The sequence below is a fragment of the Streptomyces sp. NPDC059861 genome (assembly GCF_042731435.1).
Classification (GTDB): domain Bacteria; phylum Actinomycetota; class Actinomycetes; order Streptomycetales; family Streptomycetaceae; genus Streptomyces.
In genome coordinates this window covers 22,782-40,570 of record NZ_JBHWJQ010000044.1, presented here as the reverse complement: position 1 = coordinate 40,570, position 17,789 = coordinate 22,782, and the positions used below count along the sequence as shown (strand labels likewise).

11 protein-coding genes are annotated in these 17,789 nt (G+C 69.2%); 9 read left to right on the top strand and 2 right to left on the bottom strand.

Annotated features, from left to right (window positions below; translation table 11 throughout):
- The first annotated feature begins 297 nt into the window (after positions 1–297).
- The 8 genes from ACFV6X_RS30340 (at position 298) to ACFV6X_RS30305 (ending at position 15,433) form a co-directional block, all read left to right on the top strand.
- Entirely contained in the window at positions 298–1,713 is a 1,416-nt protein-coding gene (locus tag ACFV6X_RS30340) for an extracellular solute-binding protein (RefSeq protein WP_385388886.1), read from the top strand.
- Between the two features lie 91 nt (positions 1,714–1,804).
- On the top strand, positions 1,805–2,764 hold the full coding sequence (locus ACFV6X_RS30335) for a carbohydrate ABC transporter permease (protein ID WP_385388883.1): 960 nt from the start codon (positions 1,805–1,807) through the stop codon (positions 2,762–2,764).
- A 27-nt stretch (positions 2,765–2,791) separates the two neighbouring features.
- Complete coding sequence (locus ACFV6X_RS30330) at positions 2,792–3,667, top strand: carbohydrate ABC transporter permease (protein WP_385388880.1); 876 nt, start codon at positions 2,792–2,794, stop codon at positions 3,665–3,667.
- A gap of 111 nt (positions 3,668–3,778) precedes the next feature.
- Entirely contained in the window at positions 3,779–5,383 is a 1,605-nt protein-coding gene (locus ACFV6X_RS30325; protein ID WP_385388877.1) for an alpha-amylase family glycosyl hydrolase, read from the top strand.
- A gap of 163 nt (positions 5,384–5,546) precedes the next feature.
- Positions 5,547–6,557 carry a LacI family DNA-binding transcriptional regulator gene (locus ACFV6X_RS30320; protein ID WP_385388874.1) on the top strand — a complete coding sequence of 337 codons (1,011 nt, stop codon included), beginning with the start codon at positions 5,547–5,549 and terminating at the stop codon, positions 6,555–6,557.
- Between the two features lie 345 nt (positions 6,558–6,902).
- Positions 6,903–10,274, top strand: a complete 3,372-nt coding sequence (locus ACFV6X_RS30315; RefSeq protein ID WP_385388871.1) for a CARDB domain-containing protein — start codon at positions 6,903–6,905, stop codon at positions 10,272–10,274.
- 110 nt (positions 10,275–10,384) lie between these two features.
- Positions 10,385–14,680: a discoidin domain-containing protein gene (locus tag ACFV6X_RS30310; RefSeq protein ID WP_385388868.1), complete on the top strand. Its 4,296-nt coding sequence runs from the start codon at positions 10,385–10,387 to the stop codon at positions 14,678–14,680.
- Positions 14,681–14,812: 132 nt separating this feature from the next.
- Positions 14,813–15,433, top strand: coding sequence for a TetR/AcrR family transcriptional regulator (locus ACFV6X_RS30305; RefSeq protein WP_385388865.1), 621 nt, complete (start codon positions 14,813–14,815; stop codon positions 15,431–15,433).
- A gap of 9 nt (positions 15,434–15,442) precedes the next feature.
- Here the strand turns inward: ACFV6X_RS30305 and ACFV6X_RS30300 are convergent, their stop codons facing one another.
- Complete coding sequence (locus ACFV6X_RS30300; protein ID WP_385388862.1) at positions 15,443–16,165, bottom strand: hypothetical protein; 723 nt, start codon at positions 16,163–16,165, stop codon at positions 15,443–15,445.
- A gap of 233 nt (positions 16,166–16,398) precedes the next feature.
- Between ACFV6X_RS30300 and ACFV6X_RS30295 the strand changes: the two genes are divergently transcribed.
- Entirely contained in the window at positions 16,399–16,971 is a 573-nt protein-coding gene (locus tag ACFV6X_RS30295; RefSeq protein ID WP_385388859.1) for a TetR family transcriptional regulator C-terminal domain-containing protein, read from the top strand.
- Between the two features lie 57 nt (positions 16,972–17,028).
- Here ACFV6X_RS30295 and ACFV6X_RS30290 read toward each other — a convergent pair whose 3' ends face one another.
- Positions 17,029–17,697, bottom strand: coding sequence for a glyoxalase (locus tag ACFV6X_RS30290; protein WP_385388857.1), 669 nt, complete (start codon positions 17,695–17,697; stop codon positions 17,029–17,031).
- Between the last annotated feature and the right edge of the window lie 92 nt (positions 17,698–17,789).

The following is a 17,789-nucleotide window of genomic DNA, read 5'->3' as shown; positions in this document are numbered from 1 at the left end:
CGATCACCGGCCGCCCCATGAAAGGGGCAGCCGGCTGTCGGCATGCCCTCGCGCGGACCGACTTCGCACGGACCGTCCTTCCGGCCGCCGGCCCTGGGCTGGTGCGGACCTTGCGAGGGTCGGTTGGCTGCTCAGAGTGATCCGCACTGGCTCTGACACTCCTTTGTCGAGCAATTACGAAATTGGCGCGATATCTTGCGTTCACTTGTCGGGGGTGGTTGAGTGTGGCCCGCCCCACAACGCATCAGCCGACCGGTGGTGGGGCGACCTCCACGTTCATGCCCGAAGGGGTCCACCATGAGAAGTGCCCGGTTCCGCCGTACCCGCCGCGCCGGCGCGGTCGCCCTCGTCTCTGCCCTCACGCTGACCGCCCTCGCCGCCTGCGGCACGAGCAGCAGCGACAACAACGACGGCGGTTCCGAGGGGAGCGGTTCGTCCGATCCGTCCGCCCCGCTGGACCCGAAGACGAAGGTGACGATCACCATCGACTGCATGCCTCCGGCGGCGAAGGCGGCGGAACTGAAGGAGTGGAAGGAGGACGTCGCCGAGTTCAACAAGACCTATCCGAACGTCACCATCGAGGGCCGCTCCACCCCGGGCCAGTGCCTGGAGCCGCCGCGTTTCACGGCCATGCTCAAGGCCAAGTCCCAGCCGGACGTGTTCTACACCTACTTCACCGACCTGGCGCAGGTGCTCGACAACGACGGCGCCGCCGACATCACCGCGTACGTCAACGACAAGTCCGTGCCGGCGCTGAAGGACATCGACCCGAACGTCCTCGGCTCGCTCAAGCACGACGACAAGCTCTACGGACTGCCCACCAGCAACTACACGATGGGCCTGCTGATCAACCGCAAGCTCTTCGAGCAGGCCGGCCTCGACCCCGACAGCCCGCCGCGCACCTGGGAGGAGGTCCGCGCCGCGGCCAAGAAGATCGCCGGCCTCGGCAAGGGCACGGCCGGCTTCGGCGAGTACAGCGCGGGCAACACGGGCGGCTGGCACTTCACCGCGCAGATGTACAGCCTCGGCGGTGACATCGTGGACGCGAGCGGCAAGAAGGCCGCCTTCAACAACGAGCTGGGCAAGCAGGTCGCCGAGAACCTCCACGCCATGCGGTGGGAGGACGACAGCATGGGCAAGACCCAGCTGCTGAAGTGGGGTGACCTCCAGAAGCAGATCGCTACCGACAAGCTCGGCATGTTCCTCGCCGCCCCCGACGACATCGCGTACATGGTCCAGCAACTCGGCGCGAAGTACGAGAACTTCGGCATGGGCCCGATACCCGGCGGCAAGAACACCCTGGCCGGCGGCAACAACTACATGATCAAGCAGGGCATCTCCGGCGACAAGATCAAGGCCGCCGTCGCCTGGCTCAACTTCAAGAACCTCACCGTCGGCAAGGGCCAGTTCGACTGGGCGCGCGCCAAGGCGGACGGCCTGCCGGTCGGCGTCCCGCAGCCCAACTTCTGGCTGAACGAGTCCAAGACCAAGGACGACGCCGCCCGCGCCGAGCACGCCACCATGCCGGTCGCCAACTTCAAGACGTTCATGGACAACCCCGTCGCGGGCAAGGCCGAGCCGCCGAAGGCGCAGGAGATCTACAAGGTCCTCGACAACGTGATGTCCGGCGTCCTCACCAACAAGGACGCCGACGTCGACAAGCTCCTCTCCACCGCCGAGGCGCAGGTCAACCAGGTCCTGGCCAACCAGTGACATGACCGGGCGGGCCGGCCCACCGCGGCCGCCCCGCCCGGCGGCGGCAGCCCCGGCAGCAGACAGGCAAGTTCAGTACCGAGGAGCGACGATGTCGGCCCCCAGCCTGACCCCGAGCAAGGCGAGACCTTCCCGCCACTCCACGCCGCGTGAGGCGGGTCCCGTACCGCCCGGTGGCCGGTTCACCAAGAGCCTGCGGCGCAATCTCACAGCACACGGCTTCCTCATCGGGGCCGTCGTCTGCTTCGCGGTGTTCTCCTGGTATCCCATGGTCAGGGAGTTCCTGCTGGCCTTCCAGAAGACCGAGAGCGGACGGACGACCTGGGTCGGACTGGAGAACCTCACCACCGTCTTCAACGACCCGGCCTTCTGGCAGGCGTGGCGCAACACGCTCCTGTTCACCGTCCTGGCGCTGATCCTCGGCTTCGCGGTCCCGTTCGTCGTGGCGATCGTCATCAACGAGTTCCACCACGGACAGGGCTACCTCCGGCTGCTGGTCTACCTGCCGGTGATGCTCCCGCCGGTCGCGTCCGTCCTGCTCTTCAAGTACCTCTACGACCCCGGGTACGGACTCCTCAACGAGCTGCTGAGCTTCCTCCACCTGCCCCAGCAGCAGTGGCTCCAGGACCCGGACCTGTCCATGCTCTCCGTCGTCATCGCCTCGACCTGGATGAACATGGGCGGCGCCGCACTCGTCTACCTCGCCGCCCTGCAGGGCATTCCCGGCGAGCTGTACGAGGCGGCCGAACTCGACGGCGCGGGCCTCTTCCGCAAGATCTGGCACGTCACCATCCCGCAGACGCGCCTCATCCTCTCCCTGATGCTGCTGATGCAGATCATCGCGACGATGCAGGTCTTCGTCGAGCCGTTCCTGCTCACCGGCGGCGCCGGCCCGGAGGGGTCCACGACCACGGTCGTCTACCTCATCTACCAGTACGCCTTCAACTTCAACAACTACGGTGCCGCGGCCGCGCTCGGCCTGCTCCTGCTCGTACTGCTCGCCGGGTTCTCGGCGGCGTACGTGAAGCTCAGCCGCGCCGAGGACGAGTAGGCCAGGAGAGAGACAGAGGAAGGCACCATGTCCACGCGTACGCTCATCTCGCCGGCCCAGCGCGGCAAGCCCCGTGCCAAGGCCGTCTACTGGACCGTCTTCACCCTGGTCGTAGGCGGCTTCACCCTGGTCTTCCTCGGACCGCTGTACTGGCTCGTCTCCAGCGGCTTCAAGGACGCCCAGGAAGTCATCCAGACACCGCCGACCCTGGTGCCGGGCAGCTTCACTCCGGTGAACTACAGCCGCGCCTGGGAGGTCATGGACCTGTCCTCCCTGTTGTTCAACACCCTCTACTACGCCTTCGGCGCGCTCGCCTTCCAGCTGGTCCTCGACGTGGCGGCCGCGTACTCGCTGTCCAAGCTGCGCCCGGTGCTGGGCAAGGCGATCCTCGGCATGATGCTCGCCACCCTGATGATCCCGGCGACCGTGCTCGTCGTCCCGCAGTACCTGACCGTCCTGGACGTGCCGATCGTCGAGCGGAACCTGCTGAACACCCCGTGGGCGATCTGGCTGCCGTCCGTCACCAACGCCTTCAACATCTTCCTGCTGAAGAGGTTCTTCGACTCCATCCCGAAGGAACTCCTCGACGCCGCGGCCATGGACGGCGCGTCCCCGGTCCGCACCCTGTGGTCGATCGTGCTGCCGATCTCCCGGCCCATCCTCGGCGTGGTGTCGATCTTCGCGGTCGTCGGCGTCTGGAAGGACTTCCTCTGGCCGATGCTCACCCTGCCCGACCCCGCGAAGCAGACGCTCAACGTCGGCATCTACTCGCTCTCCAACGGCGTCCCGGTGAACGTGCTCATCGCCGCGCTGACCATCGCCTCCCTGCCCACCCTGCTGATCTTCCTGGTCTTCCAGCGCAACATCATGAGCGGCCTCACCGCCGGCGGCCTCAAGGGCTGACGCCCGCACGCCCGGTCCACCGCTCTTCCCGAAGCCTTCGCCGCCGGCCTGTCCGACGCCCCGCTGTCCGGGTCGGCGGCGGAGATCCACCCTGCCCGAAAGGAATGCCCCGTGGCAGCCCCTCACTCGCCCCGCACCGACGCCTGGTGGCGTGACGCCGTCATCTACCAGGTGTACCCCCGCAGCTTCGCCGACGGCGACGGCGACGGTACCGGGGACCTCGCGGGCGTCCGGGCGAGACTGCCCTATCTCGCCGAACTCGGCATCGACGCCGTCTGGTTCACCCCCTGGTACGCCTCCCCGATGGTCGACGGCGGCTACGACGTCGCCGACTACCGCGCCATCGACCCCGCCTTCGGCACCCTCGACGAGGCCGAGAAACTGATCGCCGAGGCCGCCGCCCTCGGTATCCGGGTCATCATCGACATCGTCCCCAACCACGTCTCCGATCAGCACGCCTGGTTCCAGGCGGCGCTGGCGGCCGGGCCCGGCAGTGCCGAGCGGGAGCGCTTCCACTTCCGGTCCGGACGCGGCGAGAACGGCGAACTCCCGCCCAACGACTGGCCCTCCCAGTTCTCCGGCACCACCTGGACCCGCGTCCCCGACGGCGAGTGGTACCTGCACCTGTTCACCCCCGAGCAGCCCGACCTCAACTGGGCCCACCCGGACGTCCGCAGGGAACACGAGGAGGTGCTCCGCTTCTGGTTCGAGCGCGGCGTCGCGGGGGTACGGATCGACTCCGCCGCACTGCTCGTGAAGGACCCCGCGCTCGCCGACTTCGTGGAGGGGGTCGACCCCCACCCCTACATCGACCAGGACGACCTGCATGTCGTCTACCGCTCCTGGCGAGCGATCGCCGACGAGTACGGAGCCGTCTTCGTCGGCGAGGTCTGGCTGCCCGACGCCGAACGCTTCGCCCGCTACCTTCGCCCCGACGAACTCCACACCGCCTTCAACTTCAACTTCCTCACCTGCCCCTGGGAGGCCGACCGGCTGCGGGGCACCATCGACGCGACCCTCGCCGAGCACGCCCCCGTCGGCGCCCCCGCCACCTGGGTCCTGTGCAACCACGACGTCACCCGCACCGTCACCCGCTACGGCCGCGCGGACACCGGCTTCGACTTCGCCAAGAAGCGTTTCGGCACCCCCACCGACCTCACCCTCGGCACCCGGCGCGCCCGCGCCGCGGCCCTGCTCACCCTCGCCCTGCCCGGCTCCGTCTACCTCTACCAGGGCGAGGAACTGGGCCTGCCCGAGGCCGACATACCGCCGGCCCGTATCCAGGACCCCATGCACTTCCGCTCCGGCGGCGTCGACCCGGGCCGCGACGGCTGCCGTGTCCCGCTGCCCTGGGAGGCCGAGGCACCGTCGTACGGCTTCGGAGCGACGCCGCAGCCATGGCTCCCGCAGCCGCAGGACTGGGACCGCTACGCCGTCGACCGGCAGCGCACCGACCCGGAGTCGATGCTCACGCTGTACCGCGAGGCCCTGACGGTGCGCGGCTCCGAGCCGGGCTTCGGCGACGGCGCACTGACCTGGCAGCCGGCCGAGGACGGTGTCCTCTCCTTCGCCCGGGCGGGCGGCCTGCTCTGCGTCGTCAACCTCTCCGACCGGCCGGCCGTCCTGCCGCCGCACAGGCTGCTGCTCCTCGCCAGCGGCCCGTTGCACCCCGACGGAACGCTGCCGCAGGACACCGCGGTGTGGCTGCGGGCCTGAACCGGCGGCAAGACGCCCTGCCCGCGCCGCACGGGGGGCGCGGACAGGGCGCACCGCGGGCTGCCGCGAGGGAGCCCCCGCTTGCGGGATCGATGGATTCCGGAAGGAAAAGAGTGCAATCCACTTGCACATCTTGCGTTGGATTTGCGCTACCCTTGCGTGTATGACGCGACGACTTGCTCAGGTGGCGAAGAAAGTGGGTGTCAGTGAGGCGACGGTCAGCCGTGTCCTCAACGGCAAGCCCGGGGTCTCCGAGGCGACCCGTCAGTCCGTGCTCACGGCCCTCGACGTCCTCGGGTACGAGCGGCCCACCCAGCTGCGCGGAGAGCGCGCCCGGCTCGTCGGCCTCGTGCTCCCTGAGCTGCAGAACCCGATCTTCCCGGCGTTCGCCGAGGTCATCGGAGGTGCGCTCGCGCAGCAGGGGCTGACTCCCGTGCTGTGCACGCAGACCCGCGGAGGCGTCTCCGAGGCCGATTACGTGGACCTGCTGCTCCAGCAGCAGGTCTCCGGCGTGATCTTCGCCGGAGGCCTCTTCGCGCAGGCGGACGCCCCGCACGAGCACTACCACCAGCTGGCCGAGCGCAAGATCCCCGTCGTCCTCATCAACGCGTCGATAGAGGGGCTCGACTTCCCCTGTGTCGCCTGTGACGACGCCGTCGCCGTCGAACAGGCCTGGCGTCATCTCGCCTCGCTCGGCCACGAGCGGATCGGCCTGGTCCTCGGCCCCGCCGATCACGTGCCCTCGCGCCGCAAGCTGGAGGCCGCCCGGGCCGCGGCGAAGGCCGCCGGCATGCCGTGGGCCGAGGAGTTCGTGGAGCGGTCCATCTTCTCCCTGGAAGGCGGGCAGGCCGCGGCGGCGCGGCTGCTGGAGCGGGGGGTCACCGGCATCGTGTGCGCCAGCGACCCGCTCGCCCTCGGGGCCATCAGGGCCGCCCGCCGGCGCGGGCTCCTGGTCCCCTCCGAGGTGTCGGTCATCGGCTACGACGACTCCGCGTTCATGACCTGCACGGAACCGCCGCTGTCGACGGTGCGTCAGCCCATCGAGGCCATGGGCCGCGCGGCGGTCGATCTGCTCTGCGCCCAGATCCAGGGGACCCAGGCCCACCCCGGCGAGCTGCTCTTCGAGCCCGAGCTCGTCGTCCGCGGATCGACGGCGCCACCGCCCGTCCGCTGAACTTGCCCTGACGTCGCGTCACCCGACGGCACCGGTATCGCCGCCGCCCCGAGCGGCCCCGATACCGGTGCCGTTCGTCGTTCCGGTGCGCAGGTCGTGCCGTGTGCATGACGGAACCGTTGACAAAGCCATCACGCAGTAGAAACCTGTCACCCTGGCGATGCAAATGAGTCACAGATTTACTCAAGAAATCGTCCTACCGTCGCCGTTCCTTATTGGAGTCATGCTGGGTCCCGCGCGTGACCTCCTCGTTCCTCGTCCAGGACGTCGCGTGCGCACGGTCGCATCCGAGCCCGGGGGAGGGCGAGAGGTCATGCGCTGCGCCCGGATCGTGGAGAGGCCACCATGAGACGGACACATCCGAGCAGGCGACTGGGGGTCGGTCTGCTGACAGCGGGCCTGATCACCGTCGGGCTGCTACCCGCCCCCGCGCACGCCGCGGCGGAGACCAATCTCGCCCTCGGCAGAGCGGCGACGGCCCAGGGAGCGCACGGCGCCTACCCGGCAGCCAACGTCACCGACGGAAGCCAGCAGTCGTACTGGGAGGGCCCGACCGGCTCCTTCCCGCAGTGGGTGCAGGTCGACCTGGGCGCCCAAATGCCCTTGGATCGCGTCGCGTTGAAGCTGCCCACCGGATGGGAGGCGCGCTCCCAGACGCTCGCCGTCCTCGGCAGCACCGACGGAAACTCCTTCAGCACCCTCGCCGCCGGGCAGGCGCGCTCCTTCGACCCGTCCGCGGCGAACACCGCGAACATCGACCTGCCCACCACCACCGCCCGGTTCGTCCGGGTGCAGGTGGCGGCCAACTCGGGCTGGAACGCCGCCCAGTTGTCCGAGCTGGAGGTCTACGGCGAGGACGACTCGGGCCCGGTCGACCCGCCGGTCGAAGGGACGAACCTGGCACGGAACAAGCCGATCGAGGCGACCTCGACGACACAGAACTACGTGGCGTCGAACGCCAACGACGACAACACCGGCACCTACTGGGAGTCGGCGGGCTTCCCGGCCGGGCTGACGGTCGACCTCGGCTCCGACGCGGACGTCGAGGCCGTGGTCGTCAAGCTGAACCCGGACCAGATCTGGGGAGCGCGGACCCAGTCCCTGGAGGTCCTCGGCCGCGCGGACGGCGCCTCCGGCTTCACCACCCTCAAGGCCCGCGCCAACTACGCCTTCAGCCCCTCCTCCGGACAGAACTCCGTCGTCATCCCGGTGACGGGCCGCGTCGCCGACGTCCGGCTCACGTTCTTCTCCAACACCGGAGCCCCCGGCGCCCAGGTCGCCGAGTTCCAGGTCCTCGGCAAGGCCACGCCCCAGCCGGACCTCGTCGTCACCGACCTGACATGGACCCCGGCCTCGCCGAGCGAGGCCGACGACGTGACGGTCCGGGCCACCGTGCGCAACGCCGGCACCGCCCCCGCCCCCGCGACGACCGTCAACGTCAGCGTCGAGGGCGCCGTCGCCGGTTCCGCCCCGGTCGCCGCGCTCGCCGCCGGCGCCTCCACCACCGTCAGCGTCCCCGTCGGCCGGCGCCCCATGGGCGCGTACACCGTCTCGGCCGCGGTCGACCCGACGGACACCGTCACCGAACTCGACGACAGCAACAACAGCCGTACCGCGGCGACCAAGCTGACGGTCGCCCAGAGCCCGGGTCCCGACCTGCGGGTCACCGGGATCACCACGAACCCGGCGGCCCCCGCGGCCGGCGCGCCCGTCTCCTTCACGGTCGCGGTCAACAACCGCGGCACCAGCGCGGTCCCGGCCGGCACCGTCACCCGCCTCACCGTCGGCGGCACCACCCTGCAGGGCACGACCGGAGCGATCGCCGCGGGGCAGACGGCCACCGTCGCCATCGGCGGCACCTGGACCGCCACGAACGGCGCCGCGACCCTGACCGCCACGGCCGACGCCACGGGCACGGTCGCCGAGACCGACGAGAACAACAACGTCTTCGCCCGTTCCATCGTCGTCGGACGCGGAGCCGCCGTCCCGTACACCGAGTACGAGGCCGAGGACGCCCGCTACAGCGGAACGCTGCTCACCGCCGACAAGAAGCGCACCTTCGGGCACACCAACTTCGCCACCGAGTCCTCCGACCGTCAGTCGGTACGCCTCGACAACACCGGCGACTACGTGGAGTTCACCTCGGCGGGCGCCGCCAACTCCATCGTCGTGCGCAACTCCATTCCGGACGCGGCGGCCGGCGGCGGGCGCGAGGCCACCATCAGCCTCTACGCCGACGGGACCTTCGTCCGGAAGCTGACGCTCTCCTCCAAGCACAGCTGGCTCTACGGCAGCACCGACGACCCGGAGGGGCTCACCAACCGGCCCGGCGGTGACGCCCGGCGCCTCTTCGACGAGTCGCACGCCCTGCTGACCCAGTCGTACCCGGCGGGCACCAAGTTCCGCCTCCAGCGGGACTCCGGCGACACCGCCCCCTTCTACATCCTCGACCTCGTCGACCTGGAGCAGGTCGCGCCCCCGGCGGCCAAGCCCGCGGCGTGCACCTCCATCACCGAGTACGGCGCCGTCCCCAACGACGGGATCGACGACACCGACGCGATCCAGCGCGCCGTCACCGCCGACCAGAAGGGCGAGATCGCCTGCGTGTGGATCCCGGCCGGACAGTGGCGCCAGGAGCAGAAGATCCTGACCGACGACCCGCTCAACCGCGGAACCCACAACCAGGTCGGCATCCGTGACGTGACGATCCGCGGCGCCGGCATGTGGCACTCGCAGTTGTACACCCTGACCCCGCCCCACGAGGCGGGCGGCATCAACCACCCGCACGAGGGCAACTTCGGCTTCGACATCGACGACAACACGCAGATCTCCGACATCGCCATCTTCGGCTCCGGCACCATCCGGGGCGGTGACGGCAACGCCGAGGGTGGCGTCGGCCTCAACGGCCGCTTCGGCAAGAACACCAAGATCAGCAACGTCTGGATCGAGCACGCGAACGTCGGCGTCTGGGCCGGCCGCGACTACTCCAACATCCCCGAGCTGTGGGGTCCGGGCGACGGCCTCGAGTTCACCGGGATGCGGATCCGCAACACCTACGCCGACGGCATCAACTTCGCCAACGGCACCCGGAACTCGACGGTCCACAACTCCTCCTTCCGCAACACCGGTGACGACGCCCTGGCCGTCTGGGCCAGCAAGTACGTCAAGGACACGTCGGTGGACATCGGCCACGACAACCACTTCCGCAACAACACGATCCAGCTCCCCTGGCGGGCCAACGGCATCGCCGTCTACGGCGGCTACGGCAACACGATCGAGAACAACGTCGTCTCCGACACCATGAACTACCCGGGGATCATGCTGGCGACCGACCACGACCCGCTGCCCTTCTCCGGGCAGACCCTCATCGCCGGCAACGCGCTGTACCGCACGGGCGGGGCGTTCTGGGGCGAGGCGCAGGAGTTCGGAGCCATCACGCTCTTCGCGCAGGGGCCGGACATCCCGGGGGTCACGATCCGTGACACCGAGATCCATGACTCGACCTACGACGGCATCCAGTTCAAGACGGGTGGCGGCGCGATGCCGAACGTGAAGATCACCAACGTCCGCATCGACAAGTCGGTCAACGGCTGCGGCGTCCTCGCGATGGGCGGAGCCCGCGGCAGCGCGACCCTGACGGACGTGACCATCACCAACTCGGCGGAGAGCGACGTGTGCGTCGAGCCGGGCTCGCAGTTCGTCGTCAACCGCAACTGATCCACAGCACCGGTGCGGCGGCCCGCTCCGCGCGGGCCGCCGCGCATCAGATCCGGACACCCCCGAGCCGCGACTCGCACCCGGCGTGCGAGCCCGAAATGCGAGGACTGATGAGTACCCCCACCTGGAGATCACGGTGCCTGAGCGCCCTGGTCGCGACGAGCCTGCTGGCGATCGGTGGTCCGCTGATGACCGCCGCAGCGGCGGGCGGCCCCAACATCGCGCTCGGTGACAGCGCGTCGGCGAGCAGCGCCAACGGCGGATACGGCGCCGCGAACATCACGGACGGCGACCAGGGTTCGTACTGGGAGAGCGCCGGCACGACCCTGCCGCAGTGGGTGCAGGCCGACCTCGGCACCGGTGAGCGCATCGACGAGGTCGTCCTCAAGCTGCCCGTGGGCTGGGAGAGCCGTACCCAGACCCTGTCCGTGCAGGGCAGCGCCGACGGCACCAGCTTCACCACCCTGAAGAGCTCCGCCGCCTACACCTTCAGCCCCGGGTCCGGGAACTCGGTGACCGTCTCCTTCCCGGCCAGCCAGACCCGCTTCGTGCGCATCGCCATCAGCGCCAACACCGGCTGGCAGGCCGCCCAGCTCTCCGAACTGGAGGTGCACGCGGCCGACGGTTCCTCGGCGAACCTCGCGGCCGGCAAGACCCTGAAGGCGAGCAGTCACACCGAGGTGTACGCGGCCCCCAACGCCAACGACGGCAACCGGGCCAGCTACTGGGAGAGCGCCAACAACGCCCTTCCGCAGTGGATCGAGGCCGACCTGGGCGCCTCCGTCGCCGTGAACCGCGTCGTGCTGAAACTGCCGGCCGGCTGGGGTGCCCGCAGCCAGACCCTGAAGATCCAGGGCAGCACCAACGGCACGGCCTACACAGACCTGTCGGCCTCCCAGGCGTACACCTTCAACACGGCAAACGACAACACCGTCACGATCACTCTCGACTCCGCCACCACGCGCCATGTGCGCGTCCTGGTGACCGCCAACTCCGTCCAGCCGGCGGCCCAGCTGTCCGAGCTGGAGGTCTACGGCCCGGCCGGCGGCGACACCCAGGCACCGACCGCACCGACGAACCTCGCCTTCACCCAGCCCGCGAGCGGACAGATCAGGCTCACCTGGAACGCCTCCACCGACAACGTCGGCGTCGCCGGCTACGACATCTACGCCAACGGGTCCCTGCTGACCTCCGTCGCCGGCAACGTCACGACGTTCACCGACAGCCGCCCCGCGAACCAGACGGTCTCCTACCGCGTCCGGGCCAAGGACGCCGCCGGCAACCAGTCCGGCGACAGCAACACCGTCACCCGCATCGGCGACTCCGGCGACACCCAGGCGCCCACCGCACCCGCGAACCTGGCCTTCACCGAGCCCGCGAGCGGACAGATCAGGCTCACCTGGAACGCCTCCACCGACAACGTCGGCGTGACGGGCTACGACATCTACGCCAACAACGTCCTGCGGGACAGCGTGGCCGGCAACGTCACCACCTTCACCGACACCCAGCCGGCGACGAGCACCGTCACCTACCGCGTCCGGGCCAAGGACGCCGCCGGCAACCAGTCCGGCGACAGCAACACCGTCACCCGCAACGGCAGCGGCGGCAACGGTTCGAACCTCGCCGTCGGCAAGCCGATCGAGGCCTCCTCCACGGTGCACACCTTCGTCGCCGCGAACGCCAACGACAACAACACGGCGACCTACTGGGAAGGCGCGGGCGGCAGCTACCCGAACACCCTTACCGTCAAGCTGGGCGCCAACGCCGACCTCGACCGGCTCGTGCTCAAGCTGAACCCCGACAGCGCCTGGTCCGCCCGCTCCCAGACCGTCGAGGTCCTCGGCCGGGCGCAGAGCGCCACCGGCTTCACCAGCCTCGTCGCGGCCAAGAGCTACGCCTTCGACCCGGCGAACGGCAACACGGTCACCGTCCCGGTCGGCGGCCGGGTCGCCGACGTCCAGCTGAGGTTCACCGCCAACTCCGGCGCCCCGGCCGGTCAGCTCGCCGAGTTCCAGGTCATCGGCGTCCCCGCGCCCAACCCGGACCTCGTGGTCACGAACCTGACCACCTCGCCCGCCGCACCCGTCGAGTCGGACGAGATCACCGTGTCGGCCACCGTCCGCAACGACGGCCCGGCCGCGGCCGCGGCGAGCCGGGTCGCGCTGCGCCTCGGCGGCACCCAGGTCGCCACCGCGCAGGTCGGCGCCCTGGCGGCCGGCGCACAGACCACGGTCAGCGCCTCCGTCGGGGCGCGCGACGCCGGATCGTACGAGCTGAGCGCCGTCGCCGACGAGGCGAACGCGGTCATCGAGCAGAACGAGACCAACAACACCTATACCCGGTCCACTCCTCTAGTGGTCAGGCCCGTCGCCAGCGCGGATCTCGTCGCCTCCTCGGTGACGACCACCCCGTCCAGCCCGGCGGCCGGTGACACCGTCAACTTCAAGGTGACGGTGAAGAACCAGGGCAACGAGCCGAGCTCGTCGGGCAGTCATGGCGTGACGCTCAGTCTCCTCGACGGTCAGGGCCAGACGGTCAAGACCCTGACCGGCGCCCACACCGGCACCCTCGCGGCGGGAGCCTCGGCCGAGGTGGACCTCGGTCCGTGGACGGCGGCCAACGGCTCGTACACGGTGCGGACCGTCCTGGCCGACGACGCCAACGAACTGCCGGTCAAGCGCGCCAACAACACCTCCACGCAGCCGCTGTTCGTCGGCCGCGGCGCGAACATGCCGTACACCGACCACGAGGCGGAGGACGGCACGGCCGGCGGCGGCGCCACCGTCGTCGGACCCAACCGCACCGTCGGCGACATCGCGGGCGAGGCGTCCGGGCGCAAGGCGGTGAACCTGGACGCGACCGGCGAGTACGTCGAGTTCACCACCCGCGCCGCCACCAACACCCTGGTCACCCGGTTCTCGATCCCGGACGCCCCCGGAGGCGGCGGCATCGACTCCACCCTCAACGTGTACGTCGACGGCGTGTTCAAGAAGGCACTGCCGCTGACCTCGAAGTACGCCTGGCTGTACGGCGCGGAGGCCTCGCCCGGCAACTCGCCCGGGTCGGGCGCGCCCCGGCACATCTACGACGAGGCGCACATGATGTTCGCCGAGACCGTCCCGGCGGGCAGCAGGATCCGGCTGCAGAAGGACGCCGCCAACACCGCCGGCCACTACGCGATCGACTTCGTCAGCCTGGAGCGGGTCGCGCCGGTCGCCAACCCGGACCCGGCCACCTACACGGTGCCCGCCGGCTTCACGCACCAGGACGTGCAGAACGCGCTCGACAGGGTCCGCATGGACACCACCGGCAAACTCGTCGGCGTCTACCTGCCGCCCGGCGACTACCAGACGTCGAGCAAGTTCCAGGTGTACGGCAAGGCGGTGCAGGTCGTCGGCGCGGGCCCCTGGTACACGCGCTTCTACGCGCCCTCCACCCAGGACAACACCGACGTCGGCTTCCGCGCCGAGGCGGCGGCCAAGGGCTCGCTCTTCAAGGGCTTCGCCTACTTCGGCAACTACACCTCACGCATCGACGGCCCGGGCAAGGTCTTCGACTTCGCCAACGTGTCGGACATCGTCATCGACGACATCTGGAACGAGCACATGGTCTGCCTCTACTGGGGCGCCAACACCGACCGGATCACCATCAAGAACTCCCGCATCCGCAACATGTTCGCCGACGGCATCAACATGACAAACGGGTCGACGGACAACCTCGTGAGCAACAACGACGCACGGGCGACCGGTGACGACAGCTTCGCGCTGTTCTCCGCCATCGACGCGGGCGGCGCGGACATGAAGAACAACGTCTACGAGAACCTGAGCTCCACCCTGACCTGGCGGGCAGCGGGTGTGGCCGTCTACGGCGGCTACGACAACACCTTCCGCAACATCCACATCGCCGACACCCTGGTCTACTCCGGCATCACGATCTCCTCGCTGGACTTCGGCTACCCGATGAACGGCTTCGGCACCGAGCCGACGACCTTCGAGAACATCTCGATCGTCCGGGCCGGCGGCCACTTCTGGGGCAACCAGACCTTCGGCGGCATGTGGCTCTTCTCCGCCTCCAAGGTCTTCCAGGGCATCCGCGTCAACCATGTCGACATCGTCGATCCCACCTACAGCGGGATCATGTTCCAGACGAAGTACGACGGCGGTGGCCGGCCGGAGAACCCGGTGAAGGACACCGTCTTCAACGACATCTCCATCTCCGGCGCCCGCAAGAGTGGGGACGCCTGGGACGCCAAGTCGGGCATGGGTATCTGGGTCAACGAGATGCCCGAGCCCGGACAGGGACCGGCGGTCGGTGAGGCGACCATCAACTGTCTGCGGATGAACAACAACGCCGAGAACATCCGCAACACCACGACGACCTTCAAACTCAACATCAACCCCTGCTGACCTGGAGGTTCGCCCCCCTGACGACCACGACCAGCGCCCGCCGCACCCGGCGACGGGCGCTGGTCCCGTGAGGTGGCCCGCCCAGTGGCGGACCGATCGTCTGCTCTAGACGAATGGTCGTATACTGACGCCATGGGACGAACGAGCGATGCCCGGGACAAGATCCTTACCGCTGCCCAGTCTCTGATCGAACTGCGCGGTTACTCGGCGCTGGGCGTGGCTGAGATCTGCAAGGCGGCCGGTGTGCCGAAGGGCAGTTTCTACTACTTCTTCGAGTCCAAAGAGGCCTTGGCGCTGGCCGTGATCGACGAGCACTGGGCTGAGCAGCGACGCGGCTGGGAACGCGTACTGGGCGGTGACCAGGAGCCTCTGCAGCGGCTCCGGCAGCTGTTCGAGGAGACCGCGGCGGCTCAGAACGCCGGTCAGGCGTCTTGCGGCACCGTGTCCGGGTGCATGTTCGGCAATCTGACGCTGGAGATGAGCAACCAGACCGAGGCGATTCGTGATCGTCTGCAGCAGATCTTCGACGCCCAGGTTGACATGATCGAAGAGGTGATCCGCGCGGCGTCGGAGTGCGGGGACGTGAGGGTCACCGACACCCGCGACGCCGCTCGTTCCGTCGTCGCGCAGCTCGAAGGGCAGGTGCTCTTCGCGAAGCTCTACAACAACACCGCCCCGCTCGACGCGCTCTGGAAGAACGCCCTGGCCCTCCTGGGGGCGCGTGCCGCCGAGGAGAACGCGGTGGCCGTCTGACGTCGCGGCTCACGCGAAGGTGACGTCCTCGATGTCGATGGTGACGAGTTCGATGTCGCGCGACACCGTCCCGTCCGCGCTCAGCGGGTGGACCCGTCGTCGGGTGGGCACCATGATGCCGCCGAAGTTCGCGTGGTCGAAGGTGAAGTGTGCGGCCGGCCCGGCGTTGAGGACCTCAGCGGTGTAGTCGTGCCTGCGGAGCAGGCCGTCCTCACCGAAGTAGAAGAGCTGTTCCCGGCTGTGCGTGGCGATGTCGTCCGGGAAGGTGACCTTGAGCCGGCTCCACCTCTCGCCCTCCTCCGTGGTGACGGGGGTCAGTTCCTCGGTGCGGAAGCCGGGGGAGACGAAACTGAACGGGGACGTCAGGTAGGTCCACATCGCGTAGCCGGCGAAGTAGGCGACGTGCAGTTCGTCCCACGGGGTTTCGAGGGTGTGACCTTCGAACGCCGCCCGGGGCGCCGACCGCTCGGCCCGCACCTCGCCCGCCTCGTTCACCACGGCCACGCGCTCGGCGGTGAAGGAGGTGCGCAGGTCGGGGGCGGTGAAGGGGCGGTGGCTCGCGTGCTGCCGACGGAGATCGACCCGGACCGCGGCACGGTCGAAGACCCCCTCCCAGCCCTTCAGGGCCCACAGTGCTCCTCCCGAGCGGAAGTCGACCGTGGCCGACTCGTACCGGCGGTAGCCCTCCGGGCCGCCGTGCGCGTTGATGACGTGGGCCGTGAGATCACTCATGACTGGGTCCTTCTGTTCGAGGCGTGGCTGTGCTGCGGAGGGTGGGCCCCGGAGAGTCTCCCGTCGCCTCGTTGATAATGACCGGTCGTCTTAAACTCTGCAAGGCCGACATTCCTGGACACCGAGAACTGGCTCACATGGGTGCTTGATTTGCTATCATCTAAAGTGACCGATCGTCTTAGGTGAGCGTGATCGACAAGGTGATCCCACCTTGTCCGCGGAGGGAGCCAGCGGTGCCCAGAGCAAGCCTGCGTGAGAACCTCATCGCCGCGGCGGTCCAGGAGTTCCACGCCCGTGGCTACGCGGCGACGGGCGTGAAGGACATCACCGACGCCGCAGGCGCGCCGAAGGGGTCGTTCTACAACCACTTCGACAGCAAGGAAGCCCTGGCCGTCGTGGCCCTGGAGCGCTACGGCGCGACCCGGCGGCTGGACGACCTCCGTGACACCTCGGTCGCGCCCCTGACCCGGCTTCGGGAGCACTTCGAGTTCCTGCGCGACGAAAACGTCCAGGCGGAGTTCACCAGGGGCTGCCTCGTGGGTGACCTCGCCGTCGAGGTGGCCGATCACAGCGACGCGCTGCGCGCCACGACCAGCAGCGGCCTCCAGGCATGGACCGACGCGCTCGCCTTTGCCGTAGCCGACGCCCAGGAGGCGGGCGACGTGGCGAAAACCCTGGAGGCGGCCACCCTTGCGCGCTTCGTGCTGAACGCCTGGGAAGGTGCCCTGATCTCCGCCCGGGCCGACCGCTCGGCACGGCCCTTCGAAAGCTTCTTCACCGTGGTCTTCGGTGTGCTGCTGCGCTGAACAGCGCGCGACGGCCTGCGCCGGGCCGGGCCGGAGGTTCGGCGCCGACGCCGGGCGTCAGGTCGACGCGATCACCGTGGCCTGGCCGGTGGTGTGCGGCGTGGCGGTCTCCCAGACGAAACCGTCGGGGTCGGTGAAGGAACCGGCGGTGCCGCCGAGGACGATGCGGTGCGAGCCGGTGCCGTCGGCGGGGACGCCCAGATCCTTCGCCAGGCCGCGGCGCCTGTACAGCGCCAGCTTGACGGGGCCGGCCTCGCCGGCGGCGAACTCGGTGTACTTGCCGCCGAAGCTCCTGGCCACGGTCAGGCCCTGGCCGACGTAGAACTGCTTGCTGGTCTTCACGTCCTCGACGCCGAGCAGGAGGACGATCTCGTCGATCTCGTGGGTGGCCGGTCCCGCGTCCTTCTTCGCCGAGGTGGCGGCCTTCCAGATCGTCCCGTCCGGTGCCTGGACGACACCGCCGTAGCCCCACAGCGATCTCGCGGCGGGCTTCAGTACGGTGGCGCCGGCGTCCACCGCGGCGCCGAGGAAGTGGTCGACGCCGGCCGGCCGGGACACCGTGAGCGCCATGGTGAAACCACGGAAACCGGTGGAGTGCGCCTCGGACGACCGCAGGCGTATGTGCGTGTCCACTCCGAAAGCAGCGTAGAAACGACGGGCGGCCTCGGGGTCGGCCACCTCAAGGATGACGGACGCGAGGGACGTGGTGGATGCGGTGATTGCCATGGCCCTCACGCTAGGGGCCGCCCGGCGGCCCGGGCTTCTCGATTCCTGACCGGTCTTGTCAGGGAACGCCTCGAGAGACTCCTGCGAATCCG

Coding starts and splice junctions, on each gene's coding strand:
- ACFV6X_RS30290 (WP_385388857.1), bottom strand. CDS start 17,697: ATGGCAATCACCGCATCCACCACGTCCCTCGCGTCCGTCATCCTTGAG.
- ACFV6X_RS30300 (WP_385388862.1), bottom strand. CDS start 16,165: ATGAGTGATCTCACGGCCCACGTCATCAACGCGCACGGCGGCCCGGAG.
- ACFV6X_RS30330 (WP_385388880.1), top strand. CDS start 2,792: ATGTCCACGCGTACGCTCATCTCGCCGGCCCAGCGCGGCAAGCCCCGT.
- ACFV6X_RS30335 (WP_385388883.1), top strand. CDS start 1,805: ATGTCGGCCCCCAGCCTGACCCCGAGCAAGGCGAGACCTTCCCGCCAC.
- ACFV6X_RS30340 (WP_385388886.1), top strand. CDS start 298: ATGAGAAGTGCCCGGTTCCGCCGTACCCGCCGCGCCGGCGCGGTCGCC.
- ACFV6X_RS30320 (WP_385388874.1), top strand. CDS start 5,547: ATGACGCGACGACTTGCTCAGGTGGCGAAGAAAGTGGGTGTCAGTGAG.
- ACFV6X_RS30305 (WP_385388865.1), top strand. CDS start 14,813: ATGGGACGAACGAGCGATGCCCGGGACAAGATCCTTACCGCTGCCCAG.
- ACFV6X_RS30310 (WP_385388868.1), top strand. CDS start 10,385: ATGAGTACCCCCACCTGGAGATCACGGTGCCTGAGCGCCCTGGTCGCG.
- ACFV6X_RS30315 (WP_385388871.1), top strand. CDS start 6,903: ATGAGACGGACACATCCGAGCAGGCGACTGGGGGTCGGTCTGCTGACA.